Source organism: Acinetobacter sp. YH12219 (assembly GCF_013417875.1).
Classification (GTDB): domain Bacteria; phylum Pseudomonadota; class Gammaproteobacteria; order Pseudomonadales; family Moraxellaceae; genus Acinetobacter; species Acinetobacter amyesii.
Genome location: NZ_VPDC01000025.1, coordinates 11,827 through 30,513, shown reverse-complemented (window position 1 = coordinate 30,513; position 18,687 = coordinate 11,827). Strand labels below are relative to the sequence as shown.

The following is an 18,687-nucleotide window of genomic DNA, read 5'->3' as shown; positions in this document are numbered from 1 at the left end:
TTGATCTCTCTAATTCTTTTTAATGTTATTAATTAAGCACGGCTTGTTGTAAAGGTCAGTACACCACTCACCAAAGCAACCACACCCAATGGACCTAAGATCAGTAAAGATAAAAATTTAACTGGATTCACTGCAGCCAACACTGCCCCAATAGCCACAGCTGCAAGGAAGATAAATAACCACCATCCCGCCATACTTGCTTTGCTCGGAGAAATACGTTTTTTCACCAAACTATTGCTGAAACCACGTTTTGCAAAAAAGAAGGCAATTAAAAGTACTGCGATAATTGCACCTGCAATCATCAAATCACGTGAACCTGTTTCTTCTTGTATTGTCGGTACACTGACTTCTTGTACAGTCTGCGCAACACCACTTGCTTCATTTTGTGTTTGCTCATCTGCTGTTGGTAATACAAAACCGTTATTTGCATTTGACTCTGACATATATCCCCCTGGATGTTTTTTTAGATTAATCTTTGATATTTAACGAAGTGTTACACTAAATTCTTTATCGATTACATGTACGGATGCATCCGAAATACCACGTTTCACAATGGCAATTTCTTTACCTGCTTCTCCATACACGCTCATTTTTGAAAATGGTTTTAATTGGATTGTCTGTTTCTTTAACCCATTCACCCAAACATCATATTTTTTACGTTTAGAACCAAGTGCCAAAGCCAAAAGACTCAGCACAATAGCCAATAAGAGTCCAGTGATCATGACCACGACAGGCCATAATGGATATTGCAAGCGGAATTGAACAGGAATAGTTGCCGTAGAAGATTGAATGCTTTGTGGTGCAACAAAAACATCAGACAAAGGATCCCCAGGAAATAAAGACTGAAGATTCTGTTTAAACTCTTCCGATAAACTTAATTTTTGCTCATACAGCGTCACGTCAATATTTGCAGGAATCGTAACTGCCTTACCCATTGCCTTAAACACTTCCCAAGACCATGGGGACACAATTAAATGCGAAGGAATTGGCACCTGAAACTCGAGCTTGGTATTATCCTTAGTCATCAAACGGATATCCGTTTCAGAAATCTGAATCGGTGCTTGCATTCCATTTGCTAATCTTAATTTTGCTTCAACACGAGTTGCTGCAATATTGTAAGGATAAAATTTGTTTTTCAGATCTGCTGTGAGTTTTAACTCAGGAATGACATCTTTAGGCTCTAAATTAAAGACCAAAGTTTTCTGATCTGCTGCCAAAGAGGCCTGAATCGTTGATGAGTTTTTTACACCTGTCGGAATGAGCTGAACAGGTTCTTTATCTAAAGGCTTTAATAATGCAGGCTGTTGGGTAAACACTTTTTCCATCTGACCTGATTTTACCAAATGGTTTAACTCAGCTTCTGCCTGCTCACCATAAGCCAATACATAAACCATTAGTCCTGATGCATTAAAATGTGTCCCTTGTACAGGCATTCTTAATGGATAAGCCATTACTTTATTTATAGCTGGATCTAAGTGAACTAACTCATAAAACTCTTTATTGCGTTCAGCCGTTGCCTCATCATTATTAGGACTATTTTTATTGTTAGTAAAAATCCAGATAATGCCTGACTTTTTCTCAAATGGACCTGTAATCGTGGCAACGACAGCTTCTTTAAAATCTGTGTCTGCATAGGCTTTATCAGATTTTTTGGCAATCCCCTGTTGGCTGAGTTGCTGACTGACATTTTGTTTACCTGCCCCTTGATAAATCAATACAGGTGATTGGGCAGTTGTGTTACTTTGGTTAAACATGGAAACCGCAACCGTATCATTGGGCTGCGTTACCGTTTGAACCACTGCATTAACCAGCGGTTTTAATTGAGAGTTTTGATCCTGGTAAAATGGCTCCATCCAACCAGAGTTTTGGACTAAAAATGCATGCTGACCCGCACAAGTGAGCGTTGAAGCTAAACTCACAGCAACCATTAAACCAATGTGTTTCATGCAACCAACTCCCAACCTAAGATGTCATTTAAGCTCGGGTTATAGAAATACAAAACATTCTGATGAATAAAAAATTTTGAATGTAATGGCTTTTCTACTTGAACACGATGAAAATCAATTAGCCCATCATGTGTATCTATAAATAATTTAATGTCTTGCTTTGTGTCATCTGCAAGTTTTTGTTCAATACCGATATTGGTATCTGTATCGAAGCTGAATCCTAAAATTAACTCTTTTTTCTCATCTTCAATCATTGGAACTGTAAAACGATGAGTTGATTCGACTACACTTGCTTCTTTCCAAATATCTTGTTTGATTTCCAATTTACCATCTAGGCCGAACTTTGATATACCTGTGGTAAAACGGAATGATGGCGTTTTTTCGAGTTGGTCTTCAGAATCTAATTCGATATAACATAAAGGACCTTTTTCATTACTTTGAGTTTTACCAAATTGATAAAAACTCCCTTTTTGATCATCATACGGTGCACCAAAACGGAAATCAGGCGTGTAGCTTGGTAGCCACATTTTATAGACGATATTGAGTGCTTCATCATCAGAGATTTTATATTTTAAAATCAATTGCCCTGACGTACCGACCCAAATAATACGTCTAGTGTCATAAACAACTTTTTCAAAATAAATTTCAGAGGTTTGTTCATTCAACAAAATCTCTATCTGATTCGTGACATCAAAAATTTTAACCTGATCATCAATTAAAATTGGTATTAAAATCTTTTTATTCCAATAAACCGGTGTACCTAAACATGGACTATTAAGTGGGGTGATATACTCAGCACGATAGGTCAATGACAAACCTTCAATGGTGACTCGTGCTAAACCTGCTTTGGTTGGAATATATAAGCACTGAATACCAGCATCATTTACAACGCCTAAAAGTTGCAAATATTCTTCCAATTTTTCTGGACAACGCTCTAAACGACGTTCAACTGCTTTTAATTCCAACCATTCCTGATTGTCTTGACTCCAAATCAAGAGATTGCCATTAACTTTATTGTATGCCACGAGTTGAGGAATATCTGTACTGGCTTTGATCGACACAAATTCAAAAATACCTCTTGGTGGCATTTTTATTTTCTGTTCTGTATCAGCATCAATCTGTGGCTCATTCTTTAATTTTTTAAGTTGATGACTTAACTGTAAGCCATGGCTATCCATGTATTGACGATTATCATCATAATGTCGTCCCTGTCCATAAGGCGGAAGCCAATATGCTTCTGAATCAACCTGCTTTTTTTCTAAAGGGGTACCTGTTTCGGGATCGTATAAAAACTCAGGTGGATACACTTTTCCAGCCAAAGTTGGCAAGTTCAGCATCTGCTGAACAAAGTGAGGATTCACATGATTTTCAACATTTGAATTTGGCGTACTTTTTAAAATATAACCCACTGTCTCATCTCGCATCCAAGTACCAGATGCTAAGTTCCACACTGTCTTATCGTGATCATGAACCAAGACACACCCCATATTTTGAATTTCTTTTGCAACATTCTAGACATTTTTTTTCACTTTCAAACCATTTATTTGATTTTTTTTTAATAAAATTAAATACTTAAGTTAAACTTAACAATAATTAAATATTTTTTAACAATTTTTAAACAAATGAGATTTACTCCTTATCCAATTGTCGCATTTGCAATTTAGTCTAAATGATCTTAATTTTAGTGTGAAAGTGGTGGTGGCAGTTTAACTCGCCTAAAATTACTAACAACAACAAATATTTATTCAGTCATATTGCTAATGTATTACCTATTTTTTACCCAAAGATCATGAATGAAGCCCAGAGTTAATGCTCTAGGCTTTAGTCTTGTAACGCCTGCATACAAAAGAAACGCAACCGAAAAGGTTTTATGACTTATATATTTTACTTTTCTAAAAATTTAGACTGCTTCCTCTACCCTCGAAGCAAAAGCGAATTCCACCGACATATACTAGATCCAAGTAACAGGTGAAAACCACTAAAACACTACTTGATAAAAACATGCTTAACCAATTAGATAAAACCTGTAAACCTCAATCAACCACCTTAAAACTCTGTGGATCATCTACATTAAACGGTATGACACGTAGTTTTGCACTAGCGGTGAGCCTAAACTCAAAGTCATCTAATGGCTGCGTAAACTTGTCCTTCCGATATGGATAGACAAGTACAACATTACTGTCATGTTTGAGGTAATAGTAGCTATAGGCAAACATTTGCTGAATATCACTATCTTTCAAACCATAACGTCCAGCTCGATCACCTTGATCTATCAGCTTCCACTTAGTATCCATTACAATCGGCTTGTCATCTGGACACTGAATGAAAATATCCGGCTTAAGCTTAAAAATACTGCGTTGTTGATGCTGACAAATATGCTCCGTCGCATGCTGTGTCTTCACAGTATAGTCAGGTAAGTTACGGCGTAGATGATAAGCAACATAGTGCTCAAATAGCTTTTCCATCGGAAAGAGTAAGCTCATGCCACGCCACTCTCCTTGAGTAGATACAGGCATGTATTCACCTAAGATTAACTCCGTCCAAGGTTTGATCTCAGCATACAAAGCAAGTAAGCGCCCTGACTGCCATTGCCTAAAGTCCTGCTTAATTTTGTGGCTTCGAGGGATCTCATTAGTCATGAGTCGCAGCTCTTGCGCCAATTTCCAATTACTTGTGTCTTTAGTCTTTTTACACACCACTTCTAAGGCTGTACGTATCAACCTATTTTCAGGTCGATTCACCTCATAAATATCATGCTCAATTGGAAAGATATGTTTCTTTGTAGGTGGCTGACGCATATATTTCACATGCTGTAATTGCCCACGTAAAAACTTTTGTTCCTCTTGCACACGGTTATAATCAAAACGTAGACCACGTTGTACTAAACGCTCAAATGACGCAAGAAACTCTGTCATGATCCATTCATGCAAAGGTTGTTTAAAGCGGTTTAAATTGGCGTCTCCTGCTTCTCTATATGGTAAATGTAGTGAAACACTCAGCATTTTTTGAAGAAGTTCTCGCTCGTCTTGTATTACTTTTTTATCATTTACCCCATTAAGCTCTACATGCTTCGGTAATATCTCTATACGTGTGCCACACGGTGTTTCAATTACACCCACATATTGATCCAGCTTTAGCTTTCTACGTCCTGTAAGTTCAAATACTTTCGCGCCGTGTTTAGAAAAGGATGCAGCAAGTTCACACAGATGCTCAAATGCTTTTTCAGGAATATAAGCATGGTCTAAGCTAGATTTAGGACAATCTGCATAAGCAACACTGATAAAGGCATATTCTCGGACGGTAAAATCAGGCATAAATATCCCCTGATTAGTGCTTGATGATTTTGCTAAAGCTAGCGATTGAATCAAATGCAATATCGTTCAGTTCCCATATCTTTTGTTCTTCAAAGAATCCATCTGAATCACTATCTACATTTGGAAATAATGCAGTGCGCTCAATAGGTTGAGGCTTTAACATACCATTGGCATTTAACACCATATTGATTTTTGCCCAATCATCAAAAAAGTATTCTTGCAGTTGTGGAATAAGTTTTTGTTTAAAAATTACAGCTAAATGCTCACGAGTACGATCTTTATTTAAGCTCATGAAATTGGCATGACCAATACAATGGTCACGGTCTAACAGCACTTCAATACGTTGATTGATGACTTTTAACAGCTCAGCAATGTTCAGACCTTCCACCTCAATATCACTCAACAACTCTGGCTTCGGTGGCATTTCAATAAAGGTGAAGCGACGACGCAAAGCTATGTCTAAACCTGTTAAAGAACGATCCGATGAATTCATTGTTCCAATGATGTAGACATTACTTGGGACAGAGAATTCTTCTTTCGAGTATGGCAATGTCACTGATAACTCTTCTTCAGCACCTTGGCGTTTTGAATCCTCAATTAACGTGATTAACTCCCCAAAGATACGTGAAATATTGCCACGGTTGATTTCATCAATAATGAGAACATAGGGAGGTTTTAATGGATTTTGTTTCCGCATTATTTTTTTTATGTCTTCTTGTAAAAATTCAACAAGTTTTGGTTCATATACTGGGTGGGTTTTTCTCTCTTCTTGTTCTAACTTCAATTCTTTTTTTAAACTCGCAATTGAAATAGAATTGCTATAACCAGATGTTGTTCTGTAGACAATATTTTTATCACCAGATCCTTGATGTAGACTAAACTTCTTACCAGTTTTAGTTTGGAGCACAACCAATTCATCATTTTTTAATTTACTTAATAAATTATCTACTACAATATTTATTAATTCTTCATAGTTAGATGTAGTTGAATCAAACTCCCCCTCAGACGCAAGTGAACAAATACTCTTAAATACGCCCGAAGCTATAGGATACGTAATCTCAGATTTACCCAATTCATCTTTTTGGCTCTCAGCCCTTATCCCTTCAACAAAATCCTCATAGCTAAAGCTTTGATGGAAAGTGACAAACTTAATCTGACCTTGCTCTTTATACTGATCAAACCGTGTTTTTAAAGCCGTGCGATCTTCTTCCTCTAAAACTTCGAGGGGCTTATTTTCAATAATTGATAAGGCATGGTTAATACTGTGAAAGGTTTTACCTGTACCTGCGGCACCAAATAAAATACGATTTAAAGGGTGTACTGTTTGATCTGTATGTTCTATGGTTTTTTCCATCATCGTATTATCTATATAGTCATTCGGCAAATAGCCAATAAAAGGTTCTCTTTCCTTATCAATTGCAACAAAGTCACCTTTTTTTAATTCATTCAATACTTCATGCGTTAAATGAATACGTTCTTGTGCAGAGAAAAAATCATCCTGATTTGATGTTAAAAATAATCCTTCGGGCTTAAAATCTAAGAAGCCTAGAATACGATTAGTGCTATGTACCCCGTTATAACTTTTGTTTTCACCGAATCGAATTTGATGCTTACTATCACTTTGTGTAATCCACCAATCAAGCGGAATATCATGCATAAAACGAATAAGTTCTAAAAAGAGTGATTTATGCGCCTCATTTTGTATTATTTCTAAATAGCCATCGACTGTTTTAAAGTGATCTAATATTTGCTCATCAGATAATTTATCTTCTACTCGTCCTGATTTTTTCTTATAAATTTCTTCTAATTCAGTATAATTTTGTGGCACTTTATCAAAAATCCATTCTTTAACAAATGGACGGGCAATACGCATAATCGTATGCCAATATGTATAAAGATAAATGAGGTGTTCTTGAGCCAGTGGCTCCCATTTTACTTTTAATGTACGTCCATCCCCCACATTTTCAGTCACTTCGCCAATGACTTTTACCTTCATGCAACTGACATCACAGCCAAAATTATTAAAGGGCAAATTATTCTTTTGGACATAAACAGTTTTAATAGCAACCTTATCACCAACTTGTACTTTTTTAACAGTATCTAAAAATTTATCGGTATATCCATTTTGCCAAATACCTTGTTCAATAAAATTGGATGTTTGATCATCACCATCCCAATCTGCCCCTAACATCCAATAGTTCATAAAATACGGAATCTCCCTCACTTTAAATTTTTTTCTTTACTGCTTTAAATGTAATTTCATTGGGTTGAGTTTTTCGACAAACTCAACCATGCTTACGTTATTTGATCCAAATATGTCGACACAACTCAGTGATATCATCTTAATGTTGATCTGCCACATGAGGTAAACCATATTTCTAACCACTTTTATCCTTAGAGCTATTTAATTTAAAAATCCCATATATGATTTTTATCTTTAATAGCTTCATTTGTAGATTCTAGTGTTGCTAAAGTTTTAAATGGAGAGGTAGCTGCTAATTGATTTATACTATCTAAACCCATTGCTAATTGTTGCATATTATTATTTGATATTGCATGGTCTATTACTTGGAAAAGTTTTGAAAAGTTTTCTTTTCTTTCATCGAAGGACTTATCCAAATATTTCATGATAATTTCTTTTTGGGCTTGAATTTGAGCAATATCTTTATCTCTCTTGGCTTCAATATCTTTTCTTACTGTTTTCTGTTGTTCAGTAAATTTTGCTACATCACCCGCTACCTCGATAAAACGTTTTAATACTTGTGCAGCCTCAGCAGGGTTTCCTGCAGCTATACTTTTGACAGTTCCAACCAAGTCTTTTCTGACCTGATCATCAAAATCATTTTCTGCTTTTACTACCACTTTTTCTCTATTATTTTGAACTTGGTCTTTACTATTATTAGAGTTTATATCTTTATTTTTCTTCTTAAAATTCATAAAATCATCAGCTTTATTTATTGCTGCATCTTGAAAACTTTTAACCCCTTCATCGACAACTTTTTCCACTGATATTTTTATTTTACCTTTATTTTGATCGATAAATTCAGATACCTGCTCTTTAATCTTTTGCTTTGCTGCTTCATAAAAACTTTGAGATTTAGACATGTGCTAACTCCGTATTTAATATCGAATAAGTATTTTCTATAATTGTTGTACTTTCAGCAGAAGTATTCCCATTTTCATCTAACAATGGAGTTTGAGCTAATTCACTCATAGATTTAATTAAGATTGCCACTTTTTGGAATGTAGAAGTGTAATATTCATCGTTTGTATTATAATCAATACTTAATGGATCTAGTAAATCTAACTGCCTAATAATAGTATCCTCTAATTGATATGTGACCTCTTGTAATTCATTTGATCTTTTTGCAATACCATCAAGTAAAACCCATAATTTTTGTATGTTCTCAACTTCAGTCTCTATTTTAGCTTGATACTCTTTACTTTCAGTTAATTTTTTAGAGTAATGCGTCGAAGCAAGTAAACCCGCAGCAAGTAAACCTACGCCTGCTGTTGCACCCGCTGTAATTCCCGTCAGAACTGTAGCTCCAGCAGCCATTCCACCTCCGCCAGCAGCAATACTCCCACCTCCTAGCCAAGCTAAAGTTGCATTTGTCGCAGCAACCCCGCTTAAACTACTAATTGCAGTTCCTGTAGAAGCCGTGGCTAAAGCTCCAACAGCTGATGTGACTAGAGCTGGAGTTCCCATTGCCGCGGCCGCTCCTAAAGTGCCAACTGCAGCTGAATTGGCAAGTGCCTTAGATGCTGCCATATCAATTTTTTCCATTTTTTCAATGACACTTGTCGTCAGTCCTATACCTTCTAAGATCTTATATTCCTTTATCTTATTTTCTTGTTGCATATCTTTAAGTAAACCTAGAAATCTACCCGTAGTATTATGTAGAGCATCAAGTCTATATCTTCCAAATCGATTAATATGAGTATTCAGAAGCTCCCTTTTTTCTTCTGTTAAATCGAAAGCCCTTTGGTAATACTTTTCACAAATATTTTGTATGTTACTAGCACTTGATCTATCTTGAATACCCTGTATTCCCGTCGCTACTTTCCCTATTTTTTTGATACCGGATAAAATACCTGCTTCGTTTTTAGCTGAATCTTTTGTTTCTTCTATAGATTTACTATATGCATACTCTCTTTTTGCAATCTGAAATTTTTCTCTAATCTCACTAGATTCAACATTATTTTCTAATTGCAGTTTTGTCCTAAAAATTTGACTATCAACATGTTCAACTTTATTTAACAATTGCCCATTTTTAAACATACATTCTAAGATTAATTTACCTTTTTTATCGAAAACCACATATTTTCCATCATATTTTCCAAATTTATAGCTTCCTTTTATGTATTTTTGGCCAGTACTATAAAAAATTTCAAAAACACCTTCGAGGCTATCGTTTTTCCAATTTCTAGATTTATTTAATTTACCATTTCGAAAAAAAAATAAATCTTTTCCCACACATCCCAAACCATCCTTGTAATAATATTTACGCTTTAACTGTCCAGAATCCCAATATTCCTCTATCTTTTTTCCAGAAGGTTTCTTAAAAAGAAATAAGCTAATAACTATTACTAGCAAAACCCCAATCATTATTAAAATTTCATTTAACATCCTTCCCCCCTACTTTATATTACATAAACCAACTACTATGAAGTACGAACTAAAACGTCGCCGTTCATGTTATTTTTTCTATAACGATTTTAAGCATAAGCCCAATCTTAATAATGAGATATGAATAACTAATTTTCAGATATCTTACCGACTATTTACCAACACATCATAAATAATATGAGAGAACTACTTCATCTTAGCAGGGTCGCCCATAAACGTGATCACTTGCCTTTAACTACCAACTCACCATACATCAATGATCACATATTGCCTTAGCAAAACTTGAACCAACTGTATCGGGAATAATAGGTGTCATTTTCACATACGAATCTGTATAGCTATCAATAACTCTATTCCCTTTGTATTTAACTTCGGTTTTAAATCCTAAGAGATCTGCACTACAATTTACATGGTACAAATTTTTAGTATAATCACCCAGTCCCAGCCCATCTTTTGAAATATCATTAATAACGATTTTTTTTACCCAAAATTGAGTAACATTACTCGATATAGTTGAATAACCAGTTGGTATTTTTCGGATACTTTGCCGATCCAGCTCATATCTAAATTCATCCGTTTCACCTAAATATTCCCATTCAGATGCTTGAACAGATGAAATACCGCATACTATTATTGCCAAAAATAACTTATTCATAACCAACCTCTAATTCATTATTCTCTTCTGCCCCAGTATCACCACCATTTGCTACCGATTCAGGCTCTAGCTGTTCAGGTGCATTATTGGTAATTTTATTAAAATTCTGACTCATCTCAACACCTAAACGAGAATCATAAGAATTATTATGAGAATATGAGGCTGAGTTTTCTGTAGATATACCACTATTAGTGTCAGATTTATGTCTTCTTGCTTGTACCTTTTTATTTAGCAGGCTTATCAATTGAATTTCAATTGTTTTTTGATGATCAGATGCCAAATGACTTGTATTCGTAGGTATATAATAATACTTTTGATTTCGAGCTAAAACCCTATCATCTCTCAAATACTCATCGCGATTGAAACCCATCTGATTAGCAACAGCATTATCCATGAGTCTTGCAGCATTATCTAGATAAAGACAATAGAGGTTATCAATTTCTGTATTTACATAACAATCACGAACACTTCTAGCCACTCCCGAAATTCCCGAATCTGACAGTATCTCTAAAAATTCATCTACAGCATCATTCATGTAGCTATAATTATCTGTAATCGTAGTATTAGCTAAATAAGGATCAGTTATTTCATCATTAGATGTATCAGTGTAAAGATAATGTGTTGAGGTATCATCCGCAGATTCTTCATAAGGAGCTGTTTCATAATCAGCACTAGGCTCTTCAGTTTTTTTAGTTACTATAGAGCCAACAAATAATATTGTTGCTAATACCCCAATACCTAAAATTGAAAAAATCCAAACACCCTTTGAACTTTCCTTTTCTGGTTTAGGCGTTACATCTAATGGTGAGCTTTCGTTACTATATTCAGATAAAGGTTGTGATTGAGGGTTTTGAGCTATTTTTTCTTTAAATTTATCAAAAGCGACAAAAAAGCTTCCAAATACTAAAAATGCCACCCCTAAAGTTAGAGGTACGATTACTGAGCCTAAAATAAATACACCCACTACACCCAAAAAGCTATGAGGTTCGATAATAGAATAAGCAACATAATAAGGCAGCAATAACAATGACACGTAAATCACTATATATGCCGCTAGATATAAAAACCCCAAGAAATATGCCATAACGCCCCTACATCATTTCAGATTTAATAAGTTTATAAAAATGACCTTGTATTAAAATTTAACTTTGAACTTACTACTGACGGTCCCTATTCACCAACACATCATAAATAATATGCGCAAACTGCTTCATCTTGGCAGGATCGCTCATCAACTGTGTCATTTGCTCCATATGCGCTGCATTACTATCTAACACTGCATCATCAAGCGCCGTGTCAAACTCACCGAGCATCGCTTGCTCACGTGGGTTGTTATGAATCTGCGTCATCATACGGGTGTTTTCAGCCATCTTATCGGCAACCGTATAGGCATAATTAATCATATCCTGATCCGTTAAGTTATCCGTCACAAATAACTCATTCACACGGCGCAAAATTTGCGACAAGAAATCCTCTTTCTTCTCCTTCGCCTTTGCTGTCCCCACATCATTCGCAGGTTCTAACTTATGCTCAGTGCTATCCGCTTGAAGCTGAATATCCTGCTGACGAAGCTTAGATAAGCGGTAATGCGTCATTTCCACATTACTTAAGTCAATCACATCCTCATCAGCAATTTGTTCACGTAGCATTGGACGTAGGGCACGTGCGTATAGGCTCAACTTCTCAAGGTCTTTATCGTCATAGTCCACAATCTGCGACATAAACTCATAAAAACGGCTAAAGCTACCCAAGTCCTTTTTAAAGATTTCTAAGCCATCACGTGCTTTCTTTGCATCCGCAAATTCATTTTCTGCATTGGCAATGAGTACAGGTTCATTGGTGCGCTTGGTGATCTCTAAGCGGTTCTTGGTGACATCATAATCATTCACCGCTTGTTTATAGCTTTGATCCCAGCGTTGTAAAGCAGGCTTACAGATATTTGCCACTGCGGCAGGTGATTTGTTTTTGGCATAGAAAGCATCGGCAAATTGTTCTACTTCGGTCCACAGGAAAATCCCTGCTGATTTAAGCTTTTCAAACAAGTCATACACTTGATCAGGATTAGATACATCTGCCAATTCTGCGGTTTGGTAGTACGGTTGGAAGGCATCTAAAATGTCTTGTGGTTCATTAAAGAAGTCCAACACAAATGTGCCTGTTTGCGCTTTGGTTGGATAAGTACGGTTTAAGCGAGACAGTGTTTGTACGCACTCCACCCCACCCAATTTCTTATCCACGTACATGGCACAGAGTTTCGGTTGGTCAAAGCCTGTTTGGAACTTATTCGCCACAATCATCACCTGAAAGTCATCGCTATCGAATGCTTTACGCATCTCCCGACCTTTCAAATTTGGGTTCATATTACTTTCAGTAAACTTCTGACCCAATAGATGGCTACTGTCTGAATCATTCTCATTGAATTCCACTTCACCCGAAAAAGCTACCATCGCTTGAATGTTTGGGTATTTCTGTTCCGTGATGTATTTATCAAAGGCTTGTTTATAGCGCACGGCTTCTTTACGTGAGCTTGTGACCACCATGGCTTTGGCTTGGTTATTGAGTAAGCCCATCACATTCTTTTTAAAATGTTCAATGATGACTGCGACTTTTTGCGAGATGTTGTAATCATGCAAACGTACCCATTGATTGAGCTTAATCTTGGCTTTTTTGGCATCTACCGTATCGTCTTTTTCTTCAATCTTCTGCTTAAGCTGATAGATGACTTTATAGTTGGTGTAGTTTTTCAGTACATCCAAAATAAAGCCTTCTTCAATCGCTTGGCGCATGGAATAGACATGATACGCCTGAGGTAAATTGGTTTTTGATGGTGGCATCGTTGGATCAGGCAGACGACCAAAAAGCTGTAAGGTTTTATCTTTTGGCGTTGCAGTAAAGGCATAGAAACTTAAATTATCACTGCCTTTACGTGATGCCATCACCGCATCAAGCATATCTTCTGTCGATAAGCTGTCATCATCAAGACGTTCTTCCACCATCAAGGTTTCTTTAAGCTGACGCGCCGTGGAACCACTTTGTGATGAATGCGCTTCATCAGCAATCACGGCGTATTTGCGTTCTTTCAGACTGGTGCTGTTCTCAATCGCACGCAGTACAAATGGGAACGTTTGAATGGTGACAATAATAATCGGCTGTGCCATTTCTAAGGCTTTAGCGAGTTTCTCCGATTTTGAACCATCACCTTCTTTATTATTAATACGACCCACCACGCCATCGGCATGTTCAAATTGATGAATAGTGTCTTGTAGCTGTGCATCTAAGATGGTGCGGTCTGTCACCACAATCACCGAATCAAACTGCTTTTTATTGTTAGCATCGTATAGGCTAGAAAGCTGATGCGCCGTCCATGCAATGGAGTTGGATTTACCCGAACCTGCACTGTGCTGAATCAGGTATTTTTGTCCTGTGCCTTCCTTTAAGGAATCCTCAACCAATTGGGTCACGACTTTCCATTGGTGATAACGTGGGAAAATCAGGCTTTCTTTTTTGTATTTTTTACCTTCCCAATCTTCTTTTTCTTCAATTTGTAGATGAATAAAATTGCCGATGATATTCAGCAAGCGATCAGGCGTTAAAACTTCATTCCATAAATAGCCTGTGGCGTATTCATGGATATTTTCAGGAATGTCATTGCCTGCACCTTGCTCTTTGGTTCCTTTGTTAAAGGGTAAGAAATAGGTACTATCCCCATTAAGATGCGTTGCCATATACACTTCATACTGACTCACAGCAAAATGCACCAATGCACCCCGTTTAAACATTAAAAGCGGTTCAGGCTTATTGGTTTCAGGGTCTTTCGGTAAGCGAGTTTTCCGGTACTGTGCCATTGCATTTTGCACCGCTTGTTTAAACTCTGACTTTAACTCCATGGTTGCCACAGGAAAGCCATTAATAAACAGCACAAGGTCGATACGCCATTTTTTGGCTTGTTTGCCTGTTGCCTCAAGTTCGGCTTTATTGGCGTATGGGCTATAAACCAGTTCAGGCACTACACGGCAAATGTTTTGCTTATAGCGTTCATTCAGTTCAGGGTTTAAGCCATGTTCAGGTTTAAACTGACAAAATGAAAAACGGCAACCACGAGTACGAATACCATGACGCAACACGCCCAATGTGCCATAACTACGGGATTGGGCATCGGTGGCGTTAATGTCAGCTTTTTTTAGTTGTGCTTCTACGGTGTCTAAAAAATGGCGTTCGGTGTCATTGGGGAAAATGCCTTTAAACTTTTGCCACTCAATCTCTTGAGTCTTTTGTACAAAGTCCAATAGGTCTTGGGTATAAAGGGCTTTTTCTCGGTTATAGCCTGTACCTGAGCCAAGTTGCCAACCGTGCGACTGCATTTGGGCAATGATGTCTTGTTGGAATTCCGTTTCTAAAGTTGCATCCTTTCTCATGCGCCAAGCTCCGTATTCGCCTCATTGTTATTATGGTTTGGGTTTTGCCAATTGCGAACGTCAATTTTGCCTGTAACCGCAGAGGATATAAGCGCTGTACGGCGTTCTTGCATTAGTTCAATTGCTTGACTCGCTTTAACAACCAATGAATCAAATGCCTGTATTTTTTTTGCTAGATATTCAACTAATTCTACTTGTTCTTTTAAAGGTGGAATTGCCGAAACAAACTCCAAAATTGAGGTTTTAGTAATGTTATTTGCCATACCTTCTGCACCACTAATTGCTCGTTCAATCAGTGTACGCATATATGGTGTTGCCATTAAAAGTGTAAAAAATCTTGCATCACAGTCTTTGGTTAAATGAATACGGAAAATCTTATCTGAAAGTAATAAATTTTCTTGTACATCATTCGGAACTAAAGCAACCGACCCAATTAAATTAATTGAACCACTTGCACGCGACATAAGTACATCACCTGCTTTTACTTGATACTGAGTATGGGGCTTCGTATGTTCAGGTAAGGCTTTATTTTGTTGAGAGTGAAAAATACCATTATTCACGCAACTTGTTTTCAATACACCCCATTGTTCCAATGTTGCAGGAATATTTTCACATTCAGGACTTTTACCTTGTTCCATCAATTGAATGATTCTTTTAATAGGTGCAACTTTCCAATGCTCAGGTACTTGCCCTAACCATTCCACCCCTGAATCCTTCATATTTACATCAGGATTTAAACCTTTGGTCACGGCATGGCTAATCACCGCTTGACGCTTTTCTTTTAGCAGTTCAATCAGCTTTTCTTGTTTGGTAATCAGGCTATCAATTTTTGCGGTTTCATGGTCGAGGAAATTGGCGATTTGGTTTTGTTCAATAATAGGTGGGATTGCAAAACTAATAGATTTAAATATATCGGTAGCTACAAGATTTTGCATAGCTCCACCTTGAGTATTATCTTTAATTTGATTTTGTATATCATCGCTTCGGAATGAATATAAAAAAAATTGAGAACTCAAGAATTTATAATCCAATCTCATAATCAATAATGCTTGATTAATAATTCCTATTTCAAATTGGTCAGGTACTTGCACAACTTTACCAATAGTACCTGAACAACTCATTAGTAAATCATAAGGTTTAACACTAAAGCGCTCTAATTCTTCATATATTTTCTTTGGTACATAAGAATCACCAATTTTTACATCATTACGAATACAGTTTTTTTGCTCATATACCTTAAAACCAGAATCAACAAAAAAATCTTTTTTTAAAGCACTACCAAAAGGACCTCTCACTAAATCATCTAACAAATACTTGAGTTTTTTACTTTCCCAATGACTAGGAATCTCACCTAACCATTCAATACCTGAATCTTTATATTCAGTATATTTCTGATACTTTGCCATTAAGAGTGCACCTCTTGTAGAAGTGCCATAATTTCACGGCTCACCGCATCCAAATCCGCATCAATCTCGCTTAAATCTCTTGGCGGTTCATACACATAAAAATGACGGTTAAACGGAATCTCATAACCCACAATGCCAATTTCATTATCTAATGCATCACGCTTATCGGCATTGATCCACGCATCAGGTACATGCGGTTGTACTTCACGCTTAAAATAAGACTCAATTAAATCGGTGGTGCTGACATTTGGATTTAAGGCAATGTTTTCCGCATCACGTAAATCCCCATCTTGCACAAACTCAACCACTTTACCTTTATATGCAAACTGACCATATAGCGGATTTTCTACGCCTTTTACAACCTTATTCACCACAGGTTCAGCATCGGCATTTTTCCATGTAATGGCATCAATAAATTGCTTTTTTTCTTTAGTTTCAAGTTTGATGTTGGCATCTTTTAAGGCTTGCTTCAGTACCTCATCAAAGGCATTAAAGTCATCAAACTGCGCCGTGCCAATCTTGGCTTGTAGGGCTTGGGCTTTGGTGAGTAAGGCACGTTGCTCTAACCAGAGTTTTGGCTCAAGTACGGTTTTAATGTCTTTTTCTTTCAGTTCGCTAAATTCGGCTTTAATCAGCGCACGAATCTCGGCTTCATACTCAGCCAATTGACCATAGCTGTCTGCTGTCCATGTACTGCCATAGTCGTCATATAGCTTTTGCATTACGGCATTAAATGGCTTTGGAGCAAAACGTAAGGTAGCAATACGCTCATCACTCACCTGAGCCGATAAACGTAACGGACGCTCAATGCTCACACGGCGGTAGCCAAACTCATAGCTGTTAAAAATCTTGCTTGAGAAAGTCTTCGCCGTTTCCATTTTAGGACTTGCAGATTGACGACCACGATTCGATTTTACCTCGGCAGGTTTATCCAATTCACGGGCATCCATCACCTCAAAAGTGCCATAGGTACGCGTAATCAGGGCAATATCATCTTCGCTCATTTCATTACGTTTTGAGCCAAGTGACTTACGCATTTTGCTATACAGGTTACTGCCGTCTATAAGCTGTACTTTGCCTTGACGTTCAGCATCTTTTTTATTACTCAGTACCCAAACGTATGTGGCAATGCCTGTGTTATAGAACATATCAGTCGGTAGCGCGATAATCGCTTCTAACAAATCTGCTTCTAAAATATAACGGCGGATTTCACTCTCGCCACTGCCTGCACTACCTGTAAATAACGGTGAACCATTGAGGATAATCCCAATACGGCTGCCTTGTTCGTGTTCTGCATCTGGCTGACGCATCTTGCTCATCAAGTGCATTAAAAATAGGAGTGAACCATCCGACACACGCGGTAAACCTGCGCCAAAACGCCCGTCAAAGCCTTTTTGCTCATACTCAGATTTAATATCGTCTTCAATCTTTTTCCAATCCACACCGAACGGTGGGTTTGATAGCATGTAATCAAATTTGTCGTAGGCAAGTTGGTCATTAGACAGCGTATTGCCGAGTTTAATGTTTTTGACATCCTGACCTTTAATCAGCATATCGGCTTTACAAATGGCGTATGACTCAGGGTTTAACTCTTGACCATAGACACGAATCACCGCATCAGGGTTATGCTCACGCACATACTCTGTGCCTGAGGATAAAAATCCGCCCGTACCTGCTGTTGGGTCATATACAGTGCGGATAATGCCCTCTTTGGTTAAAGCGTCATCATCTTTACCGAACACTAAGCCTGTGGTTAAACGCACAATGTCACGTGGGGTAAAGTGTTCCCCTGCGGTTTCGTTTGATCCTTCAGCAAAACGGCGGATCAATTCTTCAAACACCAAGCCCATTTCATGGTTGGATATGGCGCTATAACTCAAGTCTGTTGCAGCAAATTTTTGTACCACTTTATACAGCAAGTTGGCATCATCAAGTAAACCGACAAATTCATCAAACTTAAAATGCTCAAAAATCTCTCGCGCGTCTTTAGAAAAGTGCTGAATGTAATTAACCAAATTGGCACGAATGTCCTTTTGCCCAAGACTGCCTAAATTAAGTTCGGAAGTATTAAAAAACTTAATATCCCCTGTAACCTTGAGCAGCATCTTTTCTTTGGCTTCTTCGGGCAGCGGCATTTGTTTTACTTTTTCATTGGCTGCCAATACATCTGCCTTGCTTGACTCAAGTACACACTCTAAACGGCGCAACAAGGTAAACGGTAAAATCACACGTCCATATTGCGATTGCTTAAAGTCACCGCGGAGCAAATCTGCAACCGACCAAATGAAGGCTGCTGTCTGTGAAAAGTTATTATTTGTCAT

General features: G+C 37.4%; 12 protein-coding genes. All 12 read right to left on the bottom strand.

The window, feature by feature from the left end:
- Positions 1-32: 32 nt before the first annotated feature.
- Positions 33-443: a hypothetical protein gene (locus FTV04_RS14530; RefSeq protein WP_180090156.1), complete on the bottom strand. Its 411-nt coding sequence runs from the start codon at positions 441-443 to the stop codon at positions 33-35.
- Between the two features lie 39 nt (positions 444-482).
- Positions 483-1,946, bottom strand: coding sequence for a hypothetical protein (locus FTV04_RS14525; protein ID WP_180090154.1), 1,464 nt, complete (start codon positions 1,944-1,946; stop codon positions 483-485).
- A complete protein-coding gene (locus FTV04_RS14520; RefSeq protein ID WP_257221069.1) occupies positions 1,943-3,421 on the bottom strand; it encodes a hypothetical protein in 1,479 nt (492 codons plus the stop codon). The genes FTV04_RS14525 and FTV04_RS14520 overlap by 4 nt, the downstream gene beginning before the upstream one ends.
- 558 nt (positions 3,422-3,979) lie before the next feature.
- The gene (locus tag FTV04_RS14515; protein ID WP_180090151.1) at positions 3,980-5,260 is read right to left on the bottom strand and encodes an McrC family protein; all 1,281 of its coding nucleotides are present in this window, start codon (positions 5,258-5,260) and stop codon (positions 3,980-3,982) included.
- Between the two features lie 13 nt (positions 5,261-5,273).
- Entirely contained in the window at positions 5,274-7,463 is a 2,190-nt protein-coding gene (locus FTV04_RS16875) for an McrB family protein (protein WP_257221068.1), read from the bottom strand.
- 206 nt (positions 7,464-7,669) lie between these two features.
- Complete coding sequence (locus FTV04_RS16655) at positions 7,670-8,365, bottom strand: hypothetical protein (protein WP_213073879.1); 696 nt, start codon at positions 8,363-8,365, stop codon at positions 7,670-7,672.
- Positions 8,358-9,890, bottom strand: coding sequence for a toxin-antitoxin system YwqK family antitoxin (locus FTV04_RS14500; protein ID WP_130116375.1), 1,533 nt, complete (start codon positions 9,888-9,890; stop codon positions 8,358-8,360). The genes FTV04_RS16655 and FTV04_RS14500 overlap by 8 nt, the downstream gene beginning before the upstream one ends.
- 253 nt (positions 9,891-10,143) lie before the next feature.
- The gene (locus FTV04_RS14495; RefSeq protein ID WP_130116376.1) at positions 10,144-10,545 is read right to left on the bottom strand and encodes a surface-adhesin E family protein; all 402 of its coding nucleotides are present in this window, start codon (positions 10,543-10,545) and stop codon (positions 10,144-10,146) included.
- Positions 10,538-11,629 (bottom strand): hypothetical protein, encoded by a 1,092-nt coding sequence (locus FTV04_RS16870; RefSeq protein ID WP_257221067.1) that lies wholly within the window; start codon positions 11,627-11,629, stop codon positions 10,538-10,540. Before FTV04_RS16870 ends, FTV04_RS14495 begins: the two co-directional genes overlap by 8 nt.
- Positions 11,630-11,702: 73 nt before the next feature.
- Positions 11,703-14,960 (bottom strand): type I restriction endonuclease subunit R, encoded by a 3,258-nt coding sequence (locus FTV04_RS14485; protein WP_180090148.1) that lies wholly within the window; start codon positions 14,958-14,960, stop codon positions 11,703-11,705.
- Complete coding sequence (locus tag FTV04_RS14480) at positions 14,957-16,366, bottom strand: restriction endonuclease subunit S (RefSeq protein ID WP_180090146.1); 1,410 nt, start codon at positions 16,364-16,366, stop codon at positions 14,957-14,959. Before FTV04_RS14480 ends, FTV04_RS14485 begins: the two co-directional genes overlap by 4 nt.
- Positions 16,366-18,687 carry a class I SAM-dependent DNA methyltransferase gene (locus tag FTV04_RS14475; protein ID WP_180090144.1) on the bottom strand — a complete coding sequence of 774 codons (2,322 nt, stop codon included), beginning with the start codon at positions 18,685-18,687 and terminating at the stop codon, positions 16,366-16,368. The genes FTV04_RS14480 and FTV04_RS14475 overlap by 1 nt, the downstream gene beginning before the upstream one ends.

What these genes read in the sequence shown, in the direction of transcription:
- FTV04_RS16875 (WP_257221068.1), bottom strand. Translation starts at nt 7,463, where the DNA reads ATGAACTATTGGATGTTAGGGGCAGATTGGGATGGTGATGATCAAACA.
- FTV04_RS14475 (WP_180090144.1), bottom strand. Translation starts at nt 18,687, where the DNA reads ATGACAAATAATAACTTTTCACAGACAGCAGCCTTCATTTGGTCGGTT.
- FTV04_RS16655 (WP_213073879.1), bottom strand. Translation starts at nt 8,365, where the DNA reads ATGTCTAAATCTCAAAGTTTTTATGAAGCAGCAAAGCAAAAGATTAAA.
- FTV04_RS14480 (WP_180090146.1), bottom strand. Translation starts at nt 16,366, where the DNA reads ATGGCAAAGTATCAGAAATATACTGAATATAAAGATTCAGGTATTGAA.
- FTV04_RS14530 (WP_180090156.1), bottom strand. Translation starts at nt 443, where the DNA reads ATGTCAGAGTCAAATGCAAATAACGGTTTTGTATTACCAACAGCAGAT.
- FTV04_RS14515 (WP_180090151.1), bottom strand. Translation starts at nt 5,260, where the DNA reads ATGCCTGATTTTACCGTCCGAGAATATGCCTTTATCAGTGTTGCTTAT.
- FTV04_RS14525 (WP_180090154.1), bottom strand. Translation starts at nt 1,946, where the DNA reads ATGAAACACATTGGTTTAATGGTTGCTGTGAGTTTAGCTTCAACGCTC.
- FTV04_RS16870 (WP_257221067.1), bottom strand. Translation starts at nt 11,629, where the DNA reads ATGGCATATTTCTTGGGGTTTTTATATCTAGCGGCATATATAGTGATT.
- FTV04_RS14485 (WP_180090148.1), bottom strand. Translation starts at nt 14,960, where the DNA reads ATGAGAAAGGATGCAACTTTAGAAACGGAATTCCAACAAGACATCATT.
- FTV04_RS14495 (WP_130116376.1), bottom strand. Translation starts at nt 10,545, where the DNA reads ATGAATAAGTTATTTTTGGCAATAATAGTATGCGGTATTTCATCTGTT.
- FTV04_RS14500 (WP_130116375.1), bottom strand. Translation starts at nt 9,890, where the DNA reads ATGTTAAATGAAATTTTAATAATGATTGGGGTTTTGCTAGTAATAGTT.